Source organism: Croceibacterium soli (assembly GCF_009828065.1).
GTDB classification, from domain to species: Bacteria; Pseudomonadota; Alphaproteobacteria; order Sphingomonadales; family Sphingomonadaceae; genus Croceibacterium_B; species Croceibacterium_B soli.
The window spans coordinates 13,687-29,108 of record NZ_WTYK01000005.1 but is presented as its reverse complement, the minus strand read 5'-3'; the positions used below and the strand labels follow the sequence as shown (position 1 = coordinate 29,108).

General features: G+C 65.2%; 14 protein-coding genes and 1 pseudogene. 12 read left to right on the top strand and 3 right to left on the bottom strand.

The features are described from left to right. The first annotated feature begins 62 nt into the window (after window positions 1-62). The 5 genes from GRI75_RS09670 (at window position 63) to GRI75_RS09650 (ending at window position 6,338) form a co-directional block, all read left to right on the top strand. On the top strand, window positions 63-2,933 hold the full coding sequence (locus GRI75_RS09670; protein ID WP_328597964.1) for a M16 family metallopeptidase: 2,871 nt from the start codon (window positions 63-65) through the stop codon (window positions 2,931-2,933). Window positions 2,934-3,152: 219 nt separating this feature from the next. Next, on the top strand, window positions 3,153-4,496 hold the full coding sequence (locus GRI75_RS09665; protein WP_160746774.1) for a hypothetical protein: 1,344 nt from the start codon (window positions 3,153-3,155) through the stop codon (window positions 4,494-4,496). A 67-nt stretch (window positions 4,497-4,563) separates the two neighbouring features. Further along, entirely contained in the window at window positions 4,564-5,025 is a 462-nt protein-coding gene (locus tag GRI75_RS09660) for a hypothetical protein (protein WP_160746773.1), read from the top strand. An 84-nt stretch (window positions 5,026-5,109) separates the two neighbouring features. Next, window positions 5,110-5,790, top strand: coding sequence for a C39 family peptidase (locus tag GRI75_RS09655; RefSeq protein WP_160746772.1), 681 nt, complete (start codon window positions 5,110-5,112; stop codon window positions 5,788-5,790). Next, window positions 5,790-6,338: a hypothetical protein gene (locus GRI75_RS09650; RefSeq protein WP_160746771.1), complete on the top strand. Its 549-nt coding sequence runs from the start codon at window positions 5,790-5,792 to the stop codon at window positions 6,336-6,338. Before GRI75_RS09655 ends, GRI75_RS09650 begins: the two co-directional genes overlap by 1 nt. A 3-nt stretch (window positions 6,339-6,341) precedes the next feature. Here GRI75_RS09650 and GRI75_RS09645 read toward each other — a convergent pair whose 3' ends face one another. Continuing rightward, window positions 6,342-7,619, bottom strand: coding sequence for a porin family protein (locus GRI75_RS09645; protein WP_202389695.1), 1,278 nt, complete (start codon window positions 7,617-7,619; stop codon window positions 6,342-6,344). 34 nt (window positions 7,620-7,653) lie between these two features. After that, on the bottom strand, window positions 7,654-8,307 hold the full coding sequence (locus tag GRI75_RS09640) for a helix-turn-helix domain-containing protein (protein WP_160746770.1): 654 nt from the start codon (window positions 8,305-8,307) through the stop codon (window positions 7,654-7,656). 252 nt (window positions 8,308-8,559) lie between these two features. Between GRI75_RS09640 and GRI75_RS14825 the strand changes: the two are divergent. The 7 genes and pseudogenes from GRI75_RS14825 to GRI75_RS09605 form a co-directional block, all read left to right on the top strand. Beyond that, a pseudogene (locus GRI75_RS14825) lies at window positions 8,560-8,985 on the top strand (TonB-dependent receptor plug domain-containing protein); the annotation flags it as partial. A gap of 379 nt (window positions 8,986-9,364) precedes the next feature. Continuing rightward, a complete protein-coding gene (locus tag GRI75_RS09630; RefSeq protein ID WP_235911453.1) occupies window positions 9,365-10,975 on the top strand; it encodes a TonB-dependent receptor in 1,611 nt (536 codons plus the stop codon). Window positions 10,976-11,079: 104 nt separating this feature from the next. Then, window positions 11,080-11,970 carry a hypothetical protein gene (locus GRI75_RS09625; protein ID WP_160746767.1) on the top strand — a complete coding sequence of 297 codons (891 nt, stop codon included), beginning with the start codon at window positions 11,080-11,082 and terminating at the stop codon, window positions 11,968-11,970. Further along, the gene (locus tag GRI75_RS09620; protein WP_160746766.1) at window positions 11,963-12,376 is read left to right on the top strand and encodes a DUF6152 family protein; all 414 of its coding nucleotides are present in this window, start codon (window positions 11,963-11,965) and stop codon (window positions 12,374-12,376) included. The genes GRI75_RS09625 and GRI75_RS09620 overlap by 8 nt, the downstream gene beginning before the upstream one ends. A gap of 18 nt (window positions 12,377-12,394) precedes the next feature. Continuing rightward, window positions 12,395-12,763 carry a DUF6152 family protein gene (locus GRI75_RS09615; protein WP_160746765.1) on the top strand — a complete coding sequence of 123 codons (369 nt, stop codon included), beginning with the start codon at window positions 12,395-12,397 and terminating at the stop codon, window positions 12,761-12,763. A 22-nt stretch (window positions 12,764-12,785) separates the two neighbouring features. Further along, entirely contained in the window at window positions 12,786-13,586 is an 801-nt protein-coding gene (locus GRI75_RS09610; RefSeq protein WP_160746764.1) for a hypothetical protein, read from the top strand. A gap of 125 nt (window positions 13,587-13,711) precedes the next feature. Beyond that, window positions 13,712-14,266: a MarR family winged helix-turn-helix transcriptional regulator gene (locus GRI75_RS09605; RefSeq protein ID WP_160746763.1), complete on the top strand. Its 555-nt coding sequence runs from the start codon at window positions 13,712-13,714 to the stop codon at window positions 14,264-14,266. 20 nt (window positions 14,267-14,286) lie between these two features. Here GRI75_RS09605 and GRI75_RS09600 read toward each other — a convergent pair whose 3' ends face one another. Next, entirely contained in the window at window positions 14,287-15,303 is a 1,017-nt protein-coding gene (locus tag GRI75_RS09600; protein ID WP_328597963.1) for a Leu/Phe/Val dehydrogenase, read from the bottom strand. Between the last annotated feature and the right edge of the window lie 119 nt (window positions 15,304-15,422).

Sequence of the window (15,422 nt, the reverse complement as noted above, 5' to 3'; positions counted from 1 at the left end):
GGACGTGCCGTGCCGCGCGCGTCGGTGGTGAACGCGATCCAGATGCGTTAATGACTTCGGTCGTGATCCGCAGCCTCCTGCCTCGCGCCTTGCTGGCGCTTGTTCTGGCCGTGCTCTGTAGCGCCTTCTCCGCTCTATCCGCGCAGTCGCCGATGGTGGACTGGGCGACCGAAGGAAGCGATCTGCAGCCGGATCCCGCGTTCGTCCTCGGGCAGCTGCCGAACGGCCTGCGCTATATCGTCCGGTCGAACGATACACCGCAGGACCAGGCTGAGATAAGGCTGCTGATCCGTGCCGGGTCGCTCGACGAGACGCAGGACGAGCGCGGCTTCGCCCATTTCATCGAGCACATGGGGTTCAACGGATCGGAGAACTTGCCCGAAGGCGAAATGGTCGCACTCCTGGAACGCGGCGGGATCGCGTTCGGACGGGATGCGAATGCCACGACGAGCCATGAGGATACGCTTTTCCGGCTGCGCCTGCCGACCGCGAGACCGGAACTGATCGACGATGCCCTGATGGTGCTGCGAGAGGCGGCGGGGTCGCTGACCTTCGATGGTGAGGCGATCGAGCGGGAGAAGAAGATCATCCTGTCCGAGCGCCGGGTGCGCGACACTTACCGCCAGAGAAACAGCATCGACAACCTCGCCTTCCTCTACCCGGGCGCTCGCTTCACCGAGCGGCTGCCGATCGGTTCCGCCGAGACGGTGGCCGGCGCTGGTCCGGAAGATCTGCGCGCGTTCTGGAGCAGGACTTATCGGCCCGACAACGCGGCCTTGATCGTGGTGGGCAGCATCGATCCCGCCGAGGTCGAGCAGCAGATCGCCGCCCGTTTCGGGGATTGGGCCTCACCGGCCCCGGCGACCGAGCAGCCTTCGCCGGGGCCGATCGATCCGGCTCTTGCGGGGCAGACCGATGTCTATCTCGATCCCTCCCTGCCGGAGCGCGTCACGATTGCCCGTCACGGCGCCTGGTTGGGCGAGCAGGACACTGCCGCCAATCGGCGGACGCAGCTGGAGCGGACGGTCGGCTACCGCATCGTGAACCGGCGCTTCCTCCGCCTTGCCCGCAGCAAAAGGCCGCCGTTCCGGGAAGCCTCCCTCTCCACGAGAGACGTGTTCGAGGCCGCGCGCACGACGAGGCTGACGGTCGAAAGCAGTTCTGGGAAGTGGCGGCAGGCGCTGCTTGCGGCGGCGGGGGAATACCGGCGCGCGCTCTCCTCCGGGTTTACCCAGGCAGAAGTGGACGAGCAACTCGCGATCATCCGCAACGCGCTCCAAAGGGCGGCTGCTGCGTCGGAGACGCGGACCCATGCGGACCTGACCGCTGCGGCCCTGGCATTGTTGCAGGACCGCCGGGTTCCGACCGCTCCGGAGAGCGACCTGGCCCGGTTCGAGGCCTTCGCGGCGGAGGTGACGCCCGAAACGGTGATGAAGGCGCTCGCGGCCGAATTGGTGCCGCTCGACGATCCACTCATTCGGTTCCAGGGTGCGACGGCGCCCGGAGGCGGCGCCGAGGCGCTCCGGGCGGCGTGGGAGGAGGCGATGGCCGGACCGCTCGAGCCGAGCCGGCCTGCCCAGGACGCGTCTTTCGCCTATACCGAGTTCGGGCCGCCGGGCGCGGTCGTGGGCGACACGGTGGAACCGCTTCTGGGGATCCGCACCGTCCGCTTCGCCAACGGCGTCCGGCTCAACATGAAGCGGACGGACCTCGAACGGGGACAGGTCCGCGTCGAGATGAACCTCGATGGCGGCAAGATGCTCGACACGAAAGACGATCCGCTCCGCACCGCGATGGTCCCGGTGCTCCACTACGGGGGCCTGGGTGCGCACGACTACGACGAGTTGCAGACGCTGCTTGCCGGCCGCAACGTCGGTTATCGCTGGGCGGCGGACGAGGAGACCTTCCGTATCTCCGCGGTCACGACGCCCGGCGATCTCCTGCTGCAATTCCAGCTCCTGGCGGCATCGCTGACCGATCCGGGCTTCCGCAGGCAAGCCGCAGCGCAATTCCGCCGCGATACCAGCATCTTCTTCGCCAGGCGCGAAGCGACCCCCGCCAATGTCGTCAGAAACCGCGCAGGGGAGGTGCTGTCGGACGGCGATCCGCGCTTCAGCATCCCGCCGGAGGAGGCATTCCGTGCGAAGACCCTGGAGCAGCTTCGGCGCGCCATCGGTGACCGGCTGGAGCACGGCGCGATCGAGATCGGGCTGGTCGGCAATTTCGACGAAGACCGCGCGATCGGGGCCGTCGCGGCCACGCTCGGCGCCTTGCCGCCGCGCGAGGCGGAGTTCCGTCCCTACGCGGAGAACCGCGGGCGCCCGTTCACTTCGGACCGCTCCGCGCGCGTTCTGCATCACAAGGGCGCGGCAGACCAGGCACTGCTGCGCTTCACCTGGCGGACCACCGATGACCGCGACCACCCAGAGCACTTGCGCCTGGAACTGCTCGAGCGGGTAGTCAGGATCGTGCTGATGGAAACGCTGCGGGAGGAACTGGGGCAGACCTACACGCCCGGGGTCAATGCCTCCCAGTCCCAGGTCCATGACGGTTACGGCACGTTCACCATCGCCGCACAAGTGGATGCTGCGCGGATCGGGGACGCACGAACGGCCATGCTCGGCGCCGTGCGGCGACTGCTGGAGCAGCCCGTGCCGAGCGACATCCTCCTGCGCGCCCGTACGCCTTTGCTGGAGGAACTCGATAACGCGCTCTCCACCAACGCCGGCTGGATGAACCTGGTCGACCGGGCACAAAGCCGGCCGGAGCAGATCGCGCGGTTCCTGAGCGCGCCGAATACCGTCGAGGCGATCACGGCGGCCGAACTGCAGGCGACAGCGGCGCGGTACCTCGATCCGGGGCTGGCGGTCGAGTTCGTCGTCGTGCCGGAGGGGGCCGCCCCAGCGGACAAGGAGTCCCATCCAGAAACATAGACGCCAGGGAAAGCAAGTGCATCACTCTTAAGTGTTACCACCTTACCCCTATTCGTCCATTTGAGCTAATCCTGGAAACAAGGGATATTTGCGATTTCGCAAAACAAGACTTCACATTCAAAGTATCTTGCACTCCTTCGATCGGCATAGGTCCGTGCGAAGAAAGCGCGGGGGCAAGGATTTGCCTGCGCAGTTCTGATCTTGATCTGGAGAAGCAAGATGAAACTAAGGCACTTAGCGGCAACTTCTACGATTGCGCTCGCGCTCGGACTGGCCGCTCCGGCAGCAGGGCAAGACATCGACCTCGACGGAGGTTCTGCCAACGCAGGCAGCGTTTCCGGCGACGCCGAGGATGGGTCCGCTAACAACGGTTCCTCGCTGACGGAAAACGACTACAACGTCGAGGACGGCTCCGCGAACAACGGCAGTACCGTCAACGACACCGACACGGATTTCGACGAATCGTTCAATACCGACAACTCGGCGAACGACGGCTCCGCGAACAACGGCGGTACGGTGACGGACGATGACAACCTGTTCTCGTTCAACACGTTGACTGATGACGACACCGACAACTCGGCCAACGACGGTTCCGCCAACAACGGCGGTACGGTTACGGACGACGATATCGACAACTCGTTCAACACCGACACTTCGGCCAATGACGGCTCCGCGAACAACGGCGGTACGGTTACGGACGACGACAACCTGTTCTCGTTCAACACCTTGACGGATGACGACACCGACAATTCGGCCAATGACGGCTCCGCCAACAACGGCTCCAATGTGTACGAAGTCGAGGATGGCTCCGCCAACAACGGCAGCTCCGTCACCGAAACCGACATCGACGAGTCGTTCAACACCGACGCCTCGGCCGATGAAGGCTCTGCCAACAACGGATCCAACCTGACCAACAACGACTACGACGTCGAGGACGGTTCGGCCAACAACGGCAGCTCCGTCACTGAGACCGACATCGACGAATCGTTCAACACCGACAATTCGGCCGATGAAGGGTCTGCCAATAACGGATCCAACCTGACCAACAACGACTACGACGTCGAGGATGGCTCCGCCAACAACGGCGGCACTGTCAACGACGAGTCGTTCAACACCGACAACTCGGCGAACGACGGATCTGCCAACAACGGCAGCTCGGTGACCGACAACGACTATGATGTCGAGGATGGCTCAGCCAACAACGGCAGCACTGTCAACGATACCGAGGACTCGTTCAACAGCGACTCTTCGGCCGATGACGGCTCCGCCAACAATGGCAGCACGATCACCGACGATTCGTTCAACAGCGACAGCTCGATCAACAACGAAGTCGTCGCGACCCAGGTCCTGGTCGCGGTGAACTCCAACTCCGGCGTAGGCGATGAAGTTCTCGATGCGGATGCGGGCTATGCCAGCGGTGGTATCGTGATCGATGGCGCCGCCTTCCAGGCTTTCGCCGGCATCAACAACCTCGCTCAGAATACCGGCGTGAATGCGAACGCCCAAGCTGCGACCAACCTCGCGGTGCAGGGCAACATCACGTACACCAACGCAACTCCGTAAGCCTACCGGCGGCCGGGCCACTTGGCCTGGCCGCCTTTTTCCCCTTTGGGATACCTGGAGAAGAGCCATGATACGTACAGCTTGGCTTGGGTTCGCGCTTCTGGGCTTTTCGGTTCCGGCTGCCGCGCAAGATGCCGTCGCTGACGCCGCGCGAGATGTCTCGGACTGGTCCGACTGGTTGGCCGAGGACTCGCCGCCGATCCAACCGACCGCGGAGGCTGCCGACGTTGCGGACCTGTTCGCAACCCCGCCCACGACGGATGCCGCAACGGCGGCCCCCGGCGCCCTTTCCACGACCGATCTGAAGGAGCAGCGCGGGCGCTACACCATCGTGGTCGGAGAGCAGACGCTTACCGCCATCACCGCCGGAGGGGAGTTGAACGGCGGCTATACCGCCGGAAGCGTGGCCATCAGCGACCAGGCCTTTTCGAACTTCCATGGGCTGGGCAACGTGCTGGTCAACACCGGCGCGTTCTCGACGCTGCAGGGCGGGGTGAACCTCGTCATCAACGTCGACGGCGGATTGTAAGACATGCGGTCGGGTGTGTATCCCGCAAGCCGGAGGCTGCGACGCGCCAGTATCCTGGCGCTTGGAGCGCTCGGCATCGCTACCTTGGCCTCGCCTGCAGCAGCGGAGATCCGTCTCGGCAGCGAAGCGGGCGGGTTTTACAATGTCCGCGTGATGAGCTGGGCGGAGATCCCGTTCCGCACGGTGGTCCGCCAGCAATACGATTTCAGCTGCGGCTCGGCCGCCGTGGCGACTTTGCTCACTTACCATTACGACCAACCGACCGCCGAGCGGGTGGCTTTCGCGGAGATGTGGCGGGCCGGCGATCAGGCGGCTATCCGCAAGGTCGGCTTCTCCATGTTCGACATGAAGACCTATCTGGACAGCCTGGGCTACCGGGCCGAAGGGTTCCGCATGGGGATCGAGGACTTGCAGCGCACGTCCCTGCCGATGATCGTCTTGTTAGACATCAACGGCTTCAAGCACTTCGCGGTGGTCAAGGGCTTGCGCGGCGATCGGATCCTGCTGGGGGACCCGGCGCTCGGGCTGACGGAATACCCGGTCGCGGAATTCGAGGCGATGTGGAACAACATCGCGCTCGTCGTGACCGACACGCCCGGCGACATGCCGCCGCAGTTCAACAGGGCGGGGGACTGGGGGCCATGGTCCAGGGCGCCGATCGGGGAGGGCACGGCCCCCGAGGCGGTCGGCGCCCTGACCACCCATCTGCCCCCGGTCTACCAGATCACTCCCGAGTTCCTGCTCGAGTTCAACGGAGGTAGCTGATGCTCAGGCGCTGTCTGTTCGCCCTTTCGGCAGGTGCGGCTCTTATCGCCGCTTCTCCGCCGCACGATCCGTTCGGCGAGCTGGAGCGCGTGCCGCCGGATGAACTGGCGGAGCTGCGGGGCGGCTTCTCCTGGTCCGGCATGGACATCAGCTTCGGCGCGGAACTGCTTACCTTCATCGACGGCGAGCTGATGCTCCAGACCGTCATGCAGTGGACCGACGAGGGATCGACCCTGACGCGATACGTCAATCCGGTGCTGGAGCCGGCGCAGGCGGACGCACTGGCCGCCGCGAGCGCCGGCGGCATGAAGATGTCGATCGGCGGCCAGACCGTCTATCTGACCAACAGCGGCCACACCGCGCTGGCCCACGCCGTAACCGAGGACGGCATTCACAACTTCCTCTTCAACGCGGCCGACTCGTTGCACGCCACGCAGGAAGTGAAGGCAACTCTGGACCTCGTGGGCTACGACGGGTTCCGCGAAGGCCTGATGCAGTCGCACCTCCTCGGCATCCTCGATGCGTCCATGGCCGGAGCCCCGCGCTGACGCTCAGTGCGTGAACGGCATCCGCAAGGTAACGCTGACGTCCGGCGCATCGGAGGTAACTCCAAAGGCGAAGACCCAGTTCAGGAGCGTATTCCTGTTTGCCTGGTAGGACAGCCCCAGGTTGAGCCGCCCCACCTGCAGGCTGTTCGATCTCTGCATGATGCCTTCGATCTCCGTCGTGGTCGACATAATGTAGCTGTGCTGATAGCCAAGCGAGTAGGAGAACCGAGGGTTCAGGGCGAAGCCGAACCCGAGATTGGCGCTGACGGAGTCGCCCGGATCGACGCGGCCGATCTCGATCCCGCCGACCTCGCGGTCGATGTTCGCCGGGATGTGGTACAGGTAGTTGATCCCGCCGTAGATGACCGCCGGGTCCGAAGGGAGCAGGAAGCTCACCCCGGGCTGCACTCCCCAAAAGCCGGATCCGGTCGCCAGCCCCTGGGCGACGCCGAACGAGTCGATCGGGATCTCGAACGGGCTGCGCCCCGTGTTGCTTTTCACGCGCAGAGTGCCGAGCCACACGGGCCTTTCGCCGAGCGGGCGGTTGAACTGGTAGCGGAGCGAGAATTCCGCATCGCCAAAGTCGTTTTCCTTCAGCCGGACCTCTCGCGTGATGCCCTCGTCGCGCTGCTGCACCACCTCGATCCGGTCCGACCGGATCAGGTATGGCAGCCGCCCTTCGATCTCGAGCCTGTTGGTGAGCCCGTAGCGGAAGGCGACGGTCGAAGTCAGCGTCTCCCGGTCGGCATCGGACGCCTCTATCAGCCCGATCTGAATGCCGGGGACGAGTTCGATCCCGCGGAAGACGAGCCGGGTGTTGGAGGCGAATGTGTATTCCACCGAGGGGTCGAACACGAACCGCCCGGCGGGGGTGAGGACGCCCTGGCCTTCGGGCACGGCCGCCACTTCGACCCGAGCCTCCGGTTCGGGCGGCGCGACGCCGACCGGCCGGTCGGGGAGAGCGCCTGCCGGTTCGTTCGCCTGGGATGCGCCTGGCGTACCCCCTTGCGCCGGCCCGCGCCCACGCAGGGACACGGCCACGTCTTCCCCGACGATGCGGTCCCGAAGATCGTCGATCTGTTCCTGCTGCAGGCGGAGCAGGGCACCCTGGTGTTCGATCAACTCCTTCTGCCGGGCAACTTCGGAGCGCAGCTCGGACAAGCTGGAAGGATCGCTTTCATCCTGCGCAAGAACGGGAGCGGGGAGCAGGGTGCAACCGGCCAGGATGGCAAGCAGCGGGCGAGAACCGGAGCGCACGTCTGGCATCGGAACAGTGCTCATGAATATTTCCTCCCTGTGAAACCCCATATGGACACTAGCCTTCGCCCGGACCGGAGGCGCGGCTGCCGCCGGCTTCGCCGGCGATCATGCTCAATCCCTTGTCGTCGAGGATCTTTATTTTCTGGCGACCGTCAAGCGCGATCAGCTTCTGGCGAACAAGCGCTGTAATAGTGCGGCTGACGGTATGAATGGTCAGCCCGAGGTGATCGGCGATATCCCCGCGCGACATCGGCACGACGATTGTATCGTCCGCCTGCAGTCGCTCTCTCGTCTCCAGCAGGAACGCGGCGACTTTTTCCTCGGCAGTCTTGCAGCCCATCAGACGGATACAGCTGCGCGCGCTGCCCAGCGCCTTGCGCAGGGCCCGGTTCCATTCGTAGGCCCGGGAGGTGTCCTGCGCCGGCGCTTCCCGCGTACAATGGGGATGAGGGATCATCACGGTTTCGGTGACCGCTTCGGCGGTGTCCTGGTACCGGCCGGTCTCCAGCCCGAACACGTCACCCTTGTAGTAGAGGCCGGTGACGTGACGGTGCCCGTCGACCTGGAAGCGGCAAGTGCGCACCACGCCGCTGATGATCTCGTACCAGTGATTTGCTGTGTCGTTTTCGAAATAGATCGGCGCGTCCTTGCGGACATACAGACCCTGACCGGCATCGTGCTGCGGATTATCCGCTCCAAAGCGAGGCATAGGAGTCCCTGGCAACAATCTGTTCCTGCGGCGTGCGCAAGATCGCTGATTCGGTGCTTGTCCGCCACCCTCCCATAAGAGGATCATCCTAGCCCTTTCGGACAGCTAGCCGGCTGATCGAGTGTTTCGATGCGCTTTCGCGAGACCCCGAGGGCGCTCCTGCCTCTATTTTGTTGATTCACTCAAACAAGTTGCATTTGACGGAGTCAATCGTATGCTCGGGCGTGAAAAGCAAAAAAGCAGGGGAACGGGATGTCGGTTTTGGGCGGACGGGCGGCAATGTTCGCGAGCGTGGCGGCTTGCGCCTTGGCAGCACCAGCAATGGCGCAAGTTGAGGCCGAGCCCGCGGAGGAGGCGCCGCGGTTCGGCCAGGACATCATCGTCACCGCCGAGCGCCGCGCCACGGACCTGCAGGACACACCGCTCTCGATCGTCGCCGTGACCGACGAGATCGTCGCCGCCAAAGGGATCGACGACCTCGCCGATCTCGGATCGTTCACTCCCAACCTCAACATCACGCCGTCGCGCGGAAACGGCGGGGCCATCCCGAGCTTCTCCATCCGTGGCATCTCGGGCGGGGGCGGAGCGGTCGGCGAGCGCGGGGTGGGCCTGTACATCGACGGGGTCTTCGTGCCGCGCACGAGCGGTTCCGTCCTTCTGGTGCTCGACGTCGACCGGATCGAGGTCCTGCGCGGGCCGCAGGGAACCCTCTTCGGGCGGAACTCCACCGGCGGCGCGATCCGCATCTTCACCAAGCAGCCGGAACTGCAGGATTTCGGCGGCTACATACGGGTGACCGCCGGCAACATGGATCGCGCCGACGTGATCGGAACGGTGAACGTGCCGCTGGGCGACACCGTGGCCGTGCGGGCGCAGGGGGCCTATCTCAGCCAGGGAGGGTTCGTCGAGCGCGGCACGCAGGACCTGGGCGGATCGGAGGACGTGATCGGCCGGCTCAACGTGCGGTTCGAGCCCACGGACCGGTTCGAGGCCACCGCCGGCTTCCTCTATTCGAATTCGAAGGCTTCCCGATCCGCTTGTCTTCACCGAGTTCGACATGCGCCCGGGCATCGAGGGAGTGATCGAAGGCAATTTCGCCGATTGGCTCAACGATGCTTTCAGGGGGGTGGGGCAAGCCCCGCTGGCGCCGTACAACGATCCGCGCATCGTCATAGACGATTTCACCGCGCCGAGCATCTGCCTGCTCGACGACTTCGATCCCGATTTCGACAAAGCCTGCGAACAGTTCGACAACAACCGCTACTGGCAGGCGGACCTTCGCACCGCCTACGACATCAGCGACACGCTGCAGGTTTCCTCCGTCACGGGCGTGGCCAAGCTCGATCACGATGCGTCCGTCGATTACCAGCTGCTCGGCACGGAGGACCGCTCGACCGACTTGAAGTCCCTGGTGTTCTATCAGGAACTGCAGCTCAACGCGGAGCTGTTCGGCGGGGCCGTCGATCTGGTGACGGGGCTTAATTACTTCTACGAAAAGTCCGAAAGCCCGGCCCTGACCATCAACCGCCGCGGCACGAGCGCCTTTCCCAACCGCGCCAACGGCAACGCCGATGCAGGCCTGTTCCGTCTGAACGACGCCTACACCGAGCAGGTGTCGAATTCCTACGGCGTGTTCGTGAGCGGCACCTGGCATGCCACGGACCGGCTCAACCTGACCGGCGGCCTGCGGTTCGCCTACGACAAGAAGGACTTCTCGGAGACCGAGCACGCTTCCGCGAACTTCACGCCTGCTCCCGGCACGACCTTCACGCATGTGACGAGCGACGATTCCTGGAACCAGATCGATTGGCGCGCCACCGTAGACTACGATCTGGCCGAAGACGTGATGGCTTATGCCACCGCCTCCAAGGCGTACAAGGCGGGCCAGTTCAGCTTTACGGCGCTCGACAGGATACCGGGCCCCGACCAGAGCGGCGACTTCATCCAGACGATCGCGCCCGAAACGGTTAAGAACTACGAAGCCGGCATGCGCGTGAGCATGTTCGACCGGCGCCTGCGCTTCAATCCGACGCTGTTCTACATGCAGTGGACCAACCGGCAGGCGGCTCGGCAGGTCGCCTGCGTCACCAGTCCCTCGTGCCCGCTCGGCTTCGAAATCCAGGTCGTGAACTCGGGCGACGTCGACATTTACGGCGGCGAGCTCGACATGCAGCTGGCGGTCACGGACGAATTCATCCTCGACGCTGCGGGCGCCATCACGCAGTACGATCTCAAGGACGAGGTCGCGAACAGCGGGCCGAACCTCTACCCGGACGTCCCGGAAATCACCTTCAACATAGGCGCGACTTACAACACGATCATCGACGCCGGTGAGCTGACGTTGAACCTGAACTATTCCTACACCGACGAACAGGCCACCCACCCGACGAACGGCACCGACTCGTCCTTCACGCTGCCGGCGATCGAACTGGTCAACGCCAGGATCCAGTTCGTTCCGGAAGGCTCGCCGGTGAGGATCTCGGCGTTTGCGAACAACCTGCTCGACAACACTTATGCGACTTATGGGCAGCGGTTCGGCGGTGGCTATTGGGACCAGGGCGGGCCGCCCGCGCGGCTCCATCCGTTGGCGCGGCCGGACAGGTCCGCCCTCGCGGTAGTCAGGGGCCGCCCGCGTGAGCTTGGAGTGACCTTGCAGTATGACTTCTGACCGAACCTTGTTGACTATATCAAAATGAAGGGCGTAAGTTGTCTTACCCGCCCGATCAGAGGCTGGAACGTGGAGCGATGATGCGGCGAGAGCGGAACATTCTATTGGCCTTCGCGGCATTGCTGAGCCCGGCGTCGCTTGCCGCGCAAGGGTATCCGGCAGAAGGCGATCTGCCGGCCCAGCCCGACGTCGTGCGCGAGTACACGCCTTTGACCGGGGAGCGGCTCGAGCAGATGGTGCCGAAGCATCCCGGCTATCTGGGGGCGCTGGCTCCGGCAAACCTCGCGAAGGAGCGGCCGGCGCCGCCGTTCGATCTCACCGGTACCTGGTTCGTCGATCTTTCGGCCGGGTTCCTGAAGTTCCTGTTCGGGCCGCCTTACCCGAAGTTCTACGCCGAAGGGCGCGAAGCGCTGATCGAGGCGCCCAAGGCCCAAGCCCGCGGGGAGACGTACCGCGATGCCATCGGCCAGTGCTTCCCGCCCGGCATGCCGATGATCATGACCCGGGTCTGGCCCCACGCGTTCATCCAGCTGCCGACCGCGGTCTACATGATCTCGGGCTTCAACAACTCCGTGCGCACGATCTTCCTCGACGGGCGCCAGCACAGCGATCCCGACCTGGTGGTGCCGAGCTATAACGGGGAATCCATCGGCCGCTGGGAAGGCGACACGCTGGTCGTGCATTCCAAGTACTTCGAGCCCGACAAGCACTACATCGACTACGGCATCCCCATCTCCGATGCGTTCGAGATCGTGGAGCGCATCCGCCTGGTGGAGGATGGCCGCGTCATGGAAGTCGAATACATCATGACCGACCCCAACATGTGGGAAGGGGAATGGCGTTCGACAAAGCGCTACAGCCGGCAGGACTACACCGACATCAACGAGGCGAACTGCATCCTCGCCTACAACGCCAACCTGCCTGGGACCGAGCTCGGCCGGGAAACCGCCGAAGAGCGCGGGACAAGTGAAATCGAAGGGGTTGCCAATGACTAAGGCTCTCGCCGCATCGCTGATTGCCGGCACGCTGGTCCTCGCCGCCGCTGGGCCGGCGGTCGCTCACCACAGCTTTGCGATGTTCGACCAGACCAAAGTAATAACCCTGAGCGGCACGGTTCGCGAATTCCAGTGGACCAATCCCCACGCGTTCATCGAACTGGACGTGGCGAACGGCGGAAAGACCCGGCACTGGTCGATCGAGCTGAACAGCCCGAACAACCTGAAGCGCCAGGGGTGGCATCGCACTTCGCTGAAGGGCGGGGAGACCGTCAGCGTCCGCATCGCGCCGCTGCGCAATGGCCAGCCCGGCGGGCTGTTCCTCGACCTGAGGAAAGCGAACGGCCAGCAACTCGATTCCGGCCTGCCGAAGAACGGCACGCCGGTGAATGTCCCGCGGCTCTAACTGGCACAAGAGGTCATCATGAAGATTTCTCCCTGGCTCGCACTGGCTGGCCTCCTGGCGATCCCTGGCCCTACGCTGGCGCACCATTCCTACGCGATGTTCGACATGCAGAAGACGGTGGCGCTCGACGCCACGGTCGTCCGCTTCAAGTGGCAGAACCCGCATGCCTTCATCGAGATCGACGCGACGGCCGGTGGCAAGAAGGAGCGCTGGTCGATCGAGATGACCAGCCCCAACAACCTGGTCCAGGAAGGCTGGAAGCGAACCAGCCTGAAGTCCGGCGACAAGATCAAGCTATACGTCCACCCGCTCCGCAGCGGCGCGAGGGGCGGTTCCTATGCCGGCGTGCGGCTGCCGGACGGGTCCACCTTGGGCCAGGTCGGCTGACAGGGCGCGGGGGGAGAACCAGATGCGAATGACCATAGTGCGGGCCGTTCCCGCGGCCCTGCTCCTGACTCTGGCCATGCCCGGCCCGGCGCAAGTCGCCCCGGGCCCGGCTGCGCCGCCGCCGCCCGGCCTGTCCGCGGGCGAAGGCGCCGGGCACCCCAAGGGCAAGTACCACGAAGTCGACGCCCTGCCCGACTGGGGCGGCATCTGGTTCGTGATCGGTGGCGCGTCCGACCACCAGGCGGCGGTCGCGCCGAAGCTCAAGGGCGAATTCCTCGAGCGGCGGGAGAAGTGGCTGGCCGATGCCCGCGCGAACAACGGCGTCGTGCGGCGCACGCGCTCCAACTGCAGCCCTCCCGGGATGCCGCGCATCATGCGCCTGGGGCAGTACCCCTACGAGTTCATCTTCGCCCCCGGGCGGGTGACCATCAACCAGGAAGCATGGATGCAGACGCGGACCGTCTGGACCGACGGGCGCACGCACGAGGAAGACCCCGATCCGACGTTCATGGGCGACTCGATCGGCCGCTGGGAGGGCGGCACGCTGGTGGTCGAAACCACCGGCATCTCGGACGAGCTGGAGATCGACACCGGCTTTCCGCACTCGTCGCAGTTCCGCCTGACGGAGCGCATCAGGCTCGATCCGGCGAACCCCGACGTGCTCATCAACGAGATGCGCATGGAAGACCCCGAGGCGCTGTCGGAGCCGTTCGAAGTGACGGTTCGTTATCGCCGCGACCGCTACGGCAAGCTGCTCGAGTTCCAGTGTTCCGAGAACGACCGCAATCCGATCAACGAGCAGGGCGAAACCGAGTACCTCTAGCCCTCCTCACCGCTTGTCTCCCTCTTCCCGGCCGCAGGAAATTGCTGACGCAGGGCATTTAGACGTCATATGGCGTTCGGATGCCGCAAAATCGGCTGGCCGCCGAACCGCGGGAGGGGAACGCGATGACGAGACAGAAGCACCAGGCCGACCGGTCGGTACGCCCGCAGGAGGCGCTCGCCGGCCGCGGCGAGGACCAGCGCACGAACCCGCTCGGAGAGCTGGTGACGATGCGCATGATCGGCTTCTTCAGCGTCCTGCGCAGAAGCGGCATCCTGGCGTCTCGCCGGCAGTTCGACCTGTCGGAGATCGAGTGGCGGATCATGACGCAAGTCGGGCGCCATGCCCCGCTGACTCTCAACCGCCTGTCGGAGCTTACGCTGCAGGACCGGGGCCAGCTCAGCCGGGCGGTCAAGGGGATGGTGGAGCGCGGCTTGCTGACCAGAGAGCGCAAGCCGGGCGGCCCGGAGGTCGAGATCGGTCTCTCCAAGACGGGGTGCACACTCTACGCCCGTATGGTCGAGCGAGCGCTCGAGCGTGATCGGCGCTTGACCGGCGATATCCCGCCGGAAGACCTGGAGACGCTTCGACGGGTCATCGACCGGATGAACGTCAAGGCCGAGGAACTGCTGGACGAGGAACGCGAGCTCGCCGCGCGCAGCGGCTCCGCAGCCGACTAGGAAAACCGACGCGGCTGCCGTTACTGCAAGGCGGTGACCGGGGCGCCGGACAGTACCTCACGCGCCATCTCGTCGGCGACGTCGCCCGTCGGCCGCTCGGTCCGTTCGGCCCGGTCGAGGACTTCGGCGAGCCGCGCCGGGATGGCGGCGATCCGTTCGTCCACTTCGGCGGTGGCCCAGCCAAGATATTCCGCGGCGACGTTGATGATGCCGCCGGCGTTGACGAGGTAGTCGGGGGCGTAGAGCACGCCTCGATCCGCGAGTAAGGCGCCGAGCGCCGGATCGGCCAGTTGGTTGTTCGCCGCGCCGCAGACGACGCTCGCCTTCAGCCGCGGAACGGAACGGCTGTCGAGCACGCCGCCCATGGCGCAGGGCGCGAAGACGTCGGCCGCAGCATCGACGATGCTGCCGGTTCCCGCCACTTCGGCCCCGAACTCGACCGCGGCCCGCGCCGCCACGTCGGAGCGCGGCTCCGCAACGATCAGGCGCGCCCCTTCCGCATGGAGCAGACGGCACAGTTCGTAGCCGACGTGGCCGAGGCCCTGGACCGCAACCGTGACATCGCCGAGCGACCGCCCGAGCCGGCGCTCGACGGCGCAGCGCATCGCCAGGAACACCCCGCGTGCGGTGTGCGGGGAGGGGTCACCTCCCGGCCGGTTCGCGCGGCGGGCAAGCCCCGCCACGTGCCCGGTCCGGCGGGAGACCAAAGCCATGTCCGCGACGCTCGTGCCGACATCTTCGGCGGTCACATAGCGCCCGCCAAGCCGCTCCACCGCCAGGCCGAAGGCTTCGAACAGCGCCTGGCGGCAGAAGTCCCCGTCTGGCTTGCGCAGCACGGCCTTTCCTCCGCCGAGCGGCAGGCCGGCAAGGGCGTTCTTGTAGCTCATCCCGGCGGCCAGCCTCATGCCGTCATCGGTCGCTTCAGCCATCGTCGGATAGCTCCACAGCCGGCAGCCGCCGCCGGCCGGGCCGAGGCGAGTGGAATGGATGACGATGACGCCCTGCAGGCCGGCCTTGCGGTCCTCGATCGGGACCACCTCGCAGGCTATGGCGGATCGGGAAGGGCAGCTCTCTCGCACTGGTCGGCTCCTGATTGGGAGTGTGAGAGATGCCATGGCTGGAGAGGTATTGTCGGTCTAAGTTTGCTTGATACACA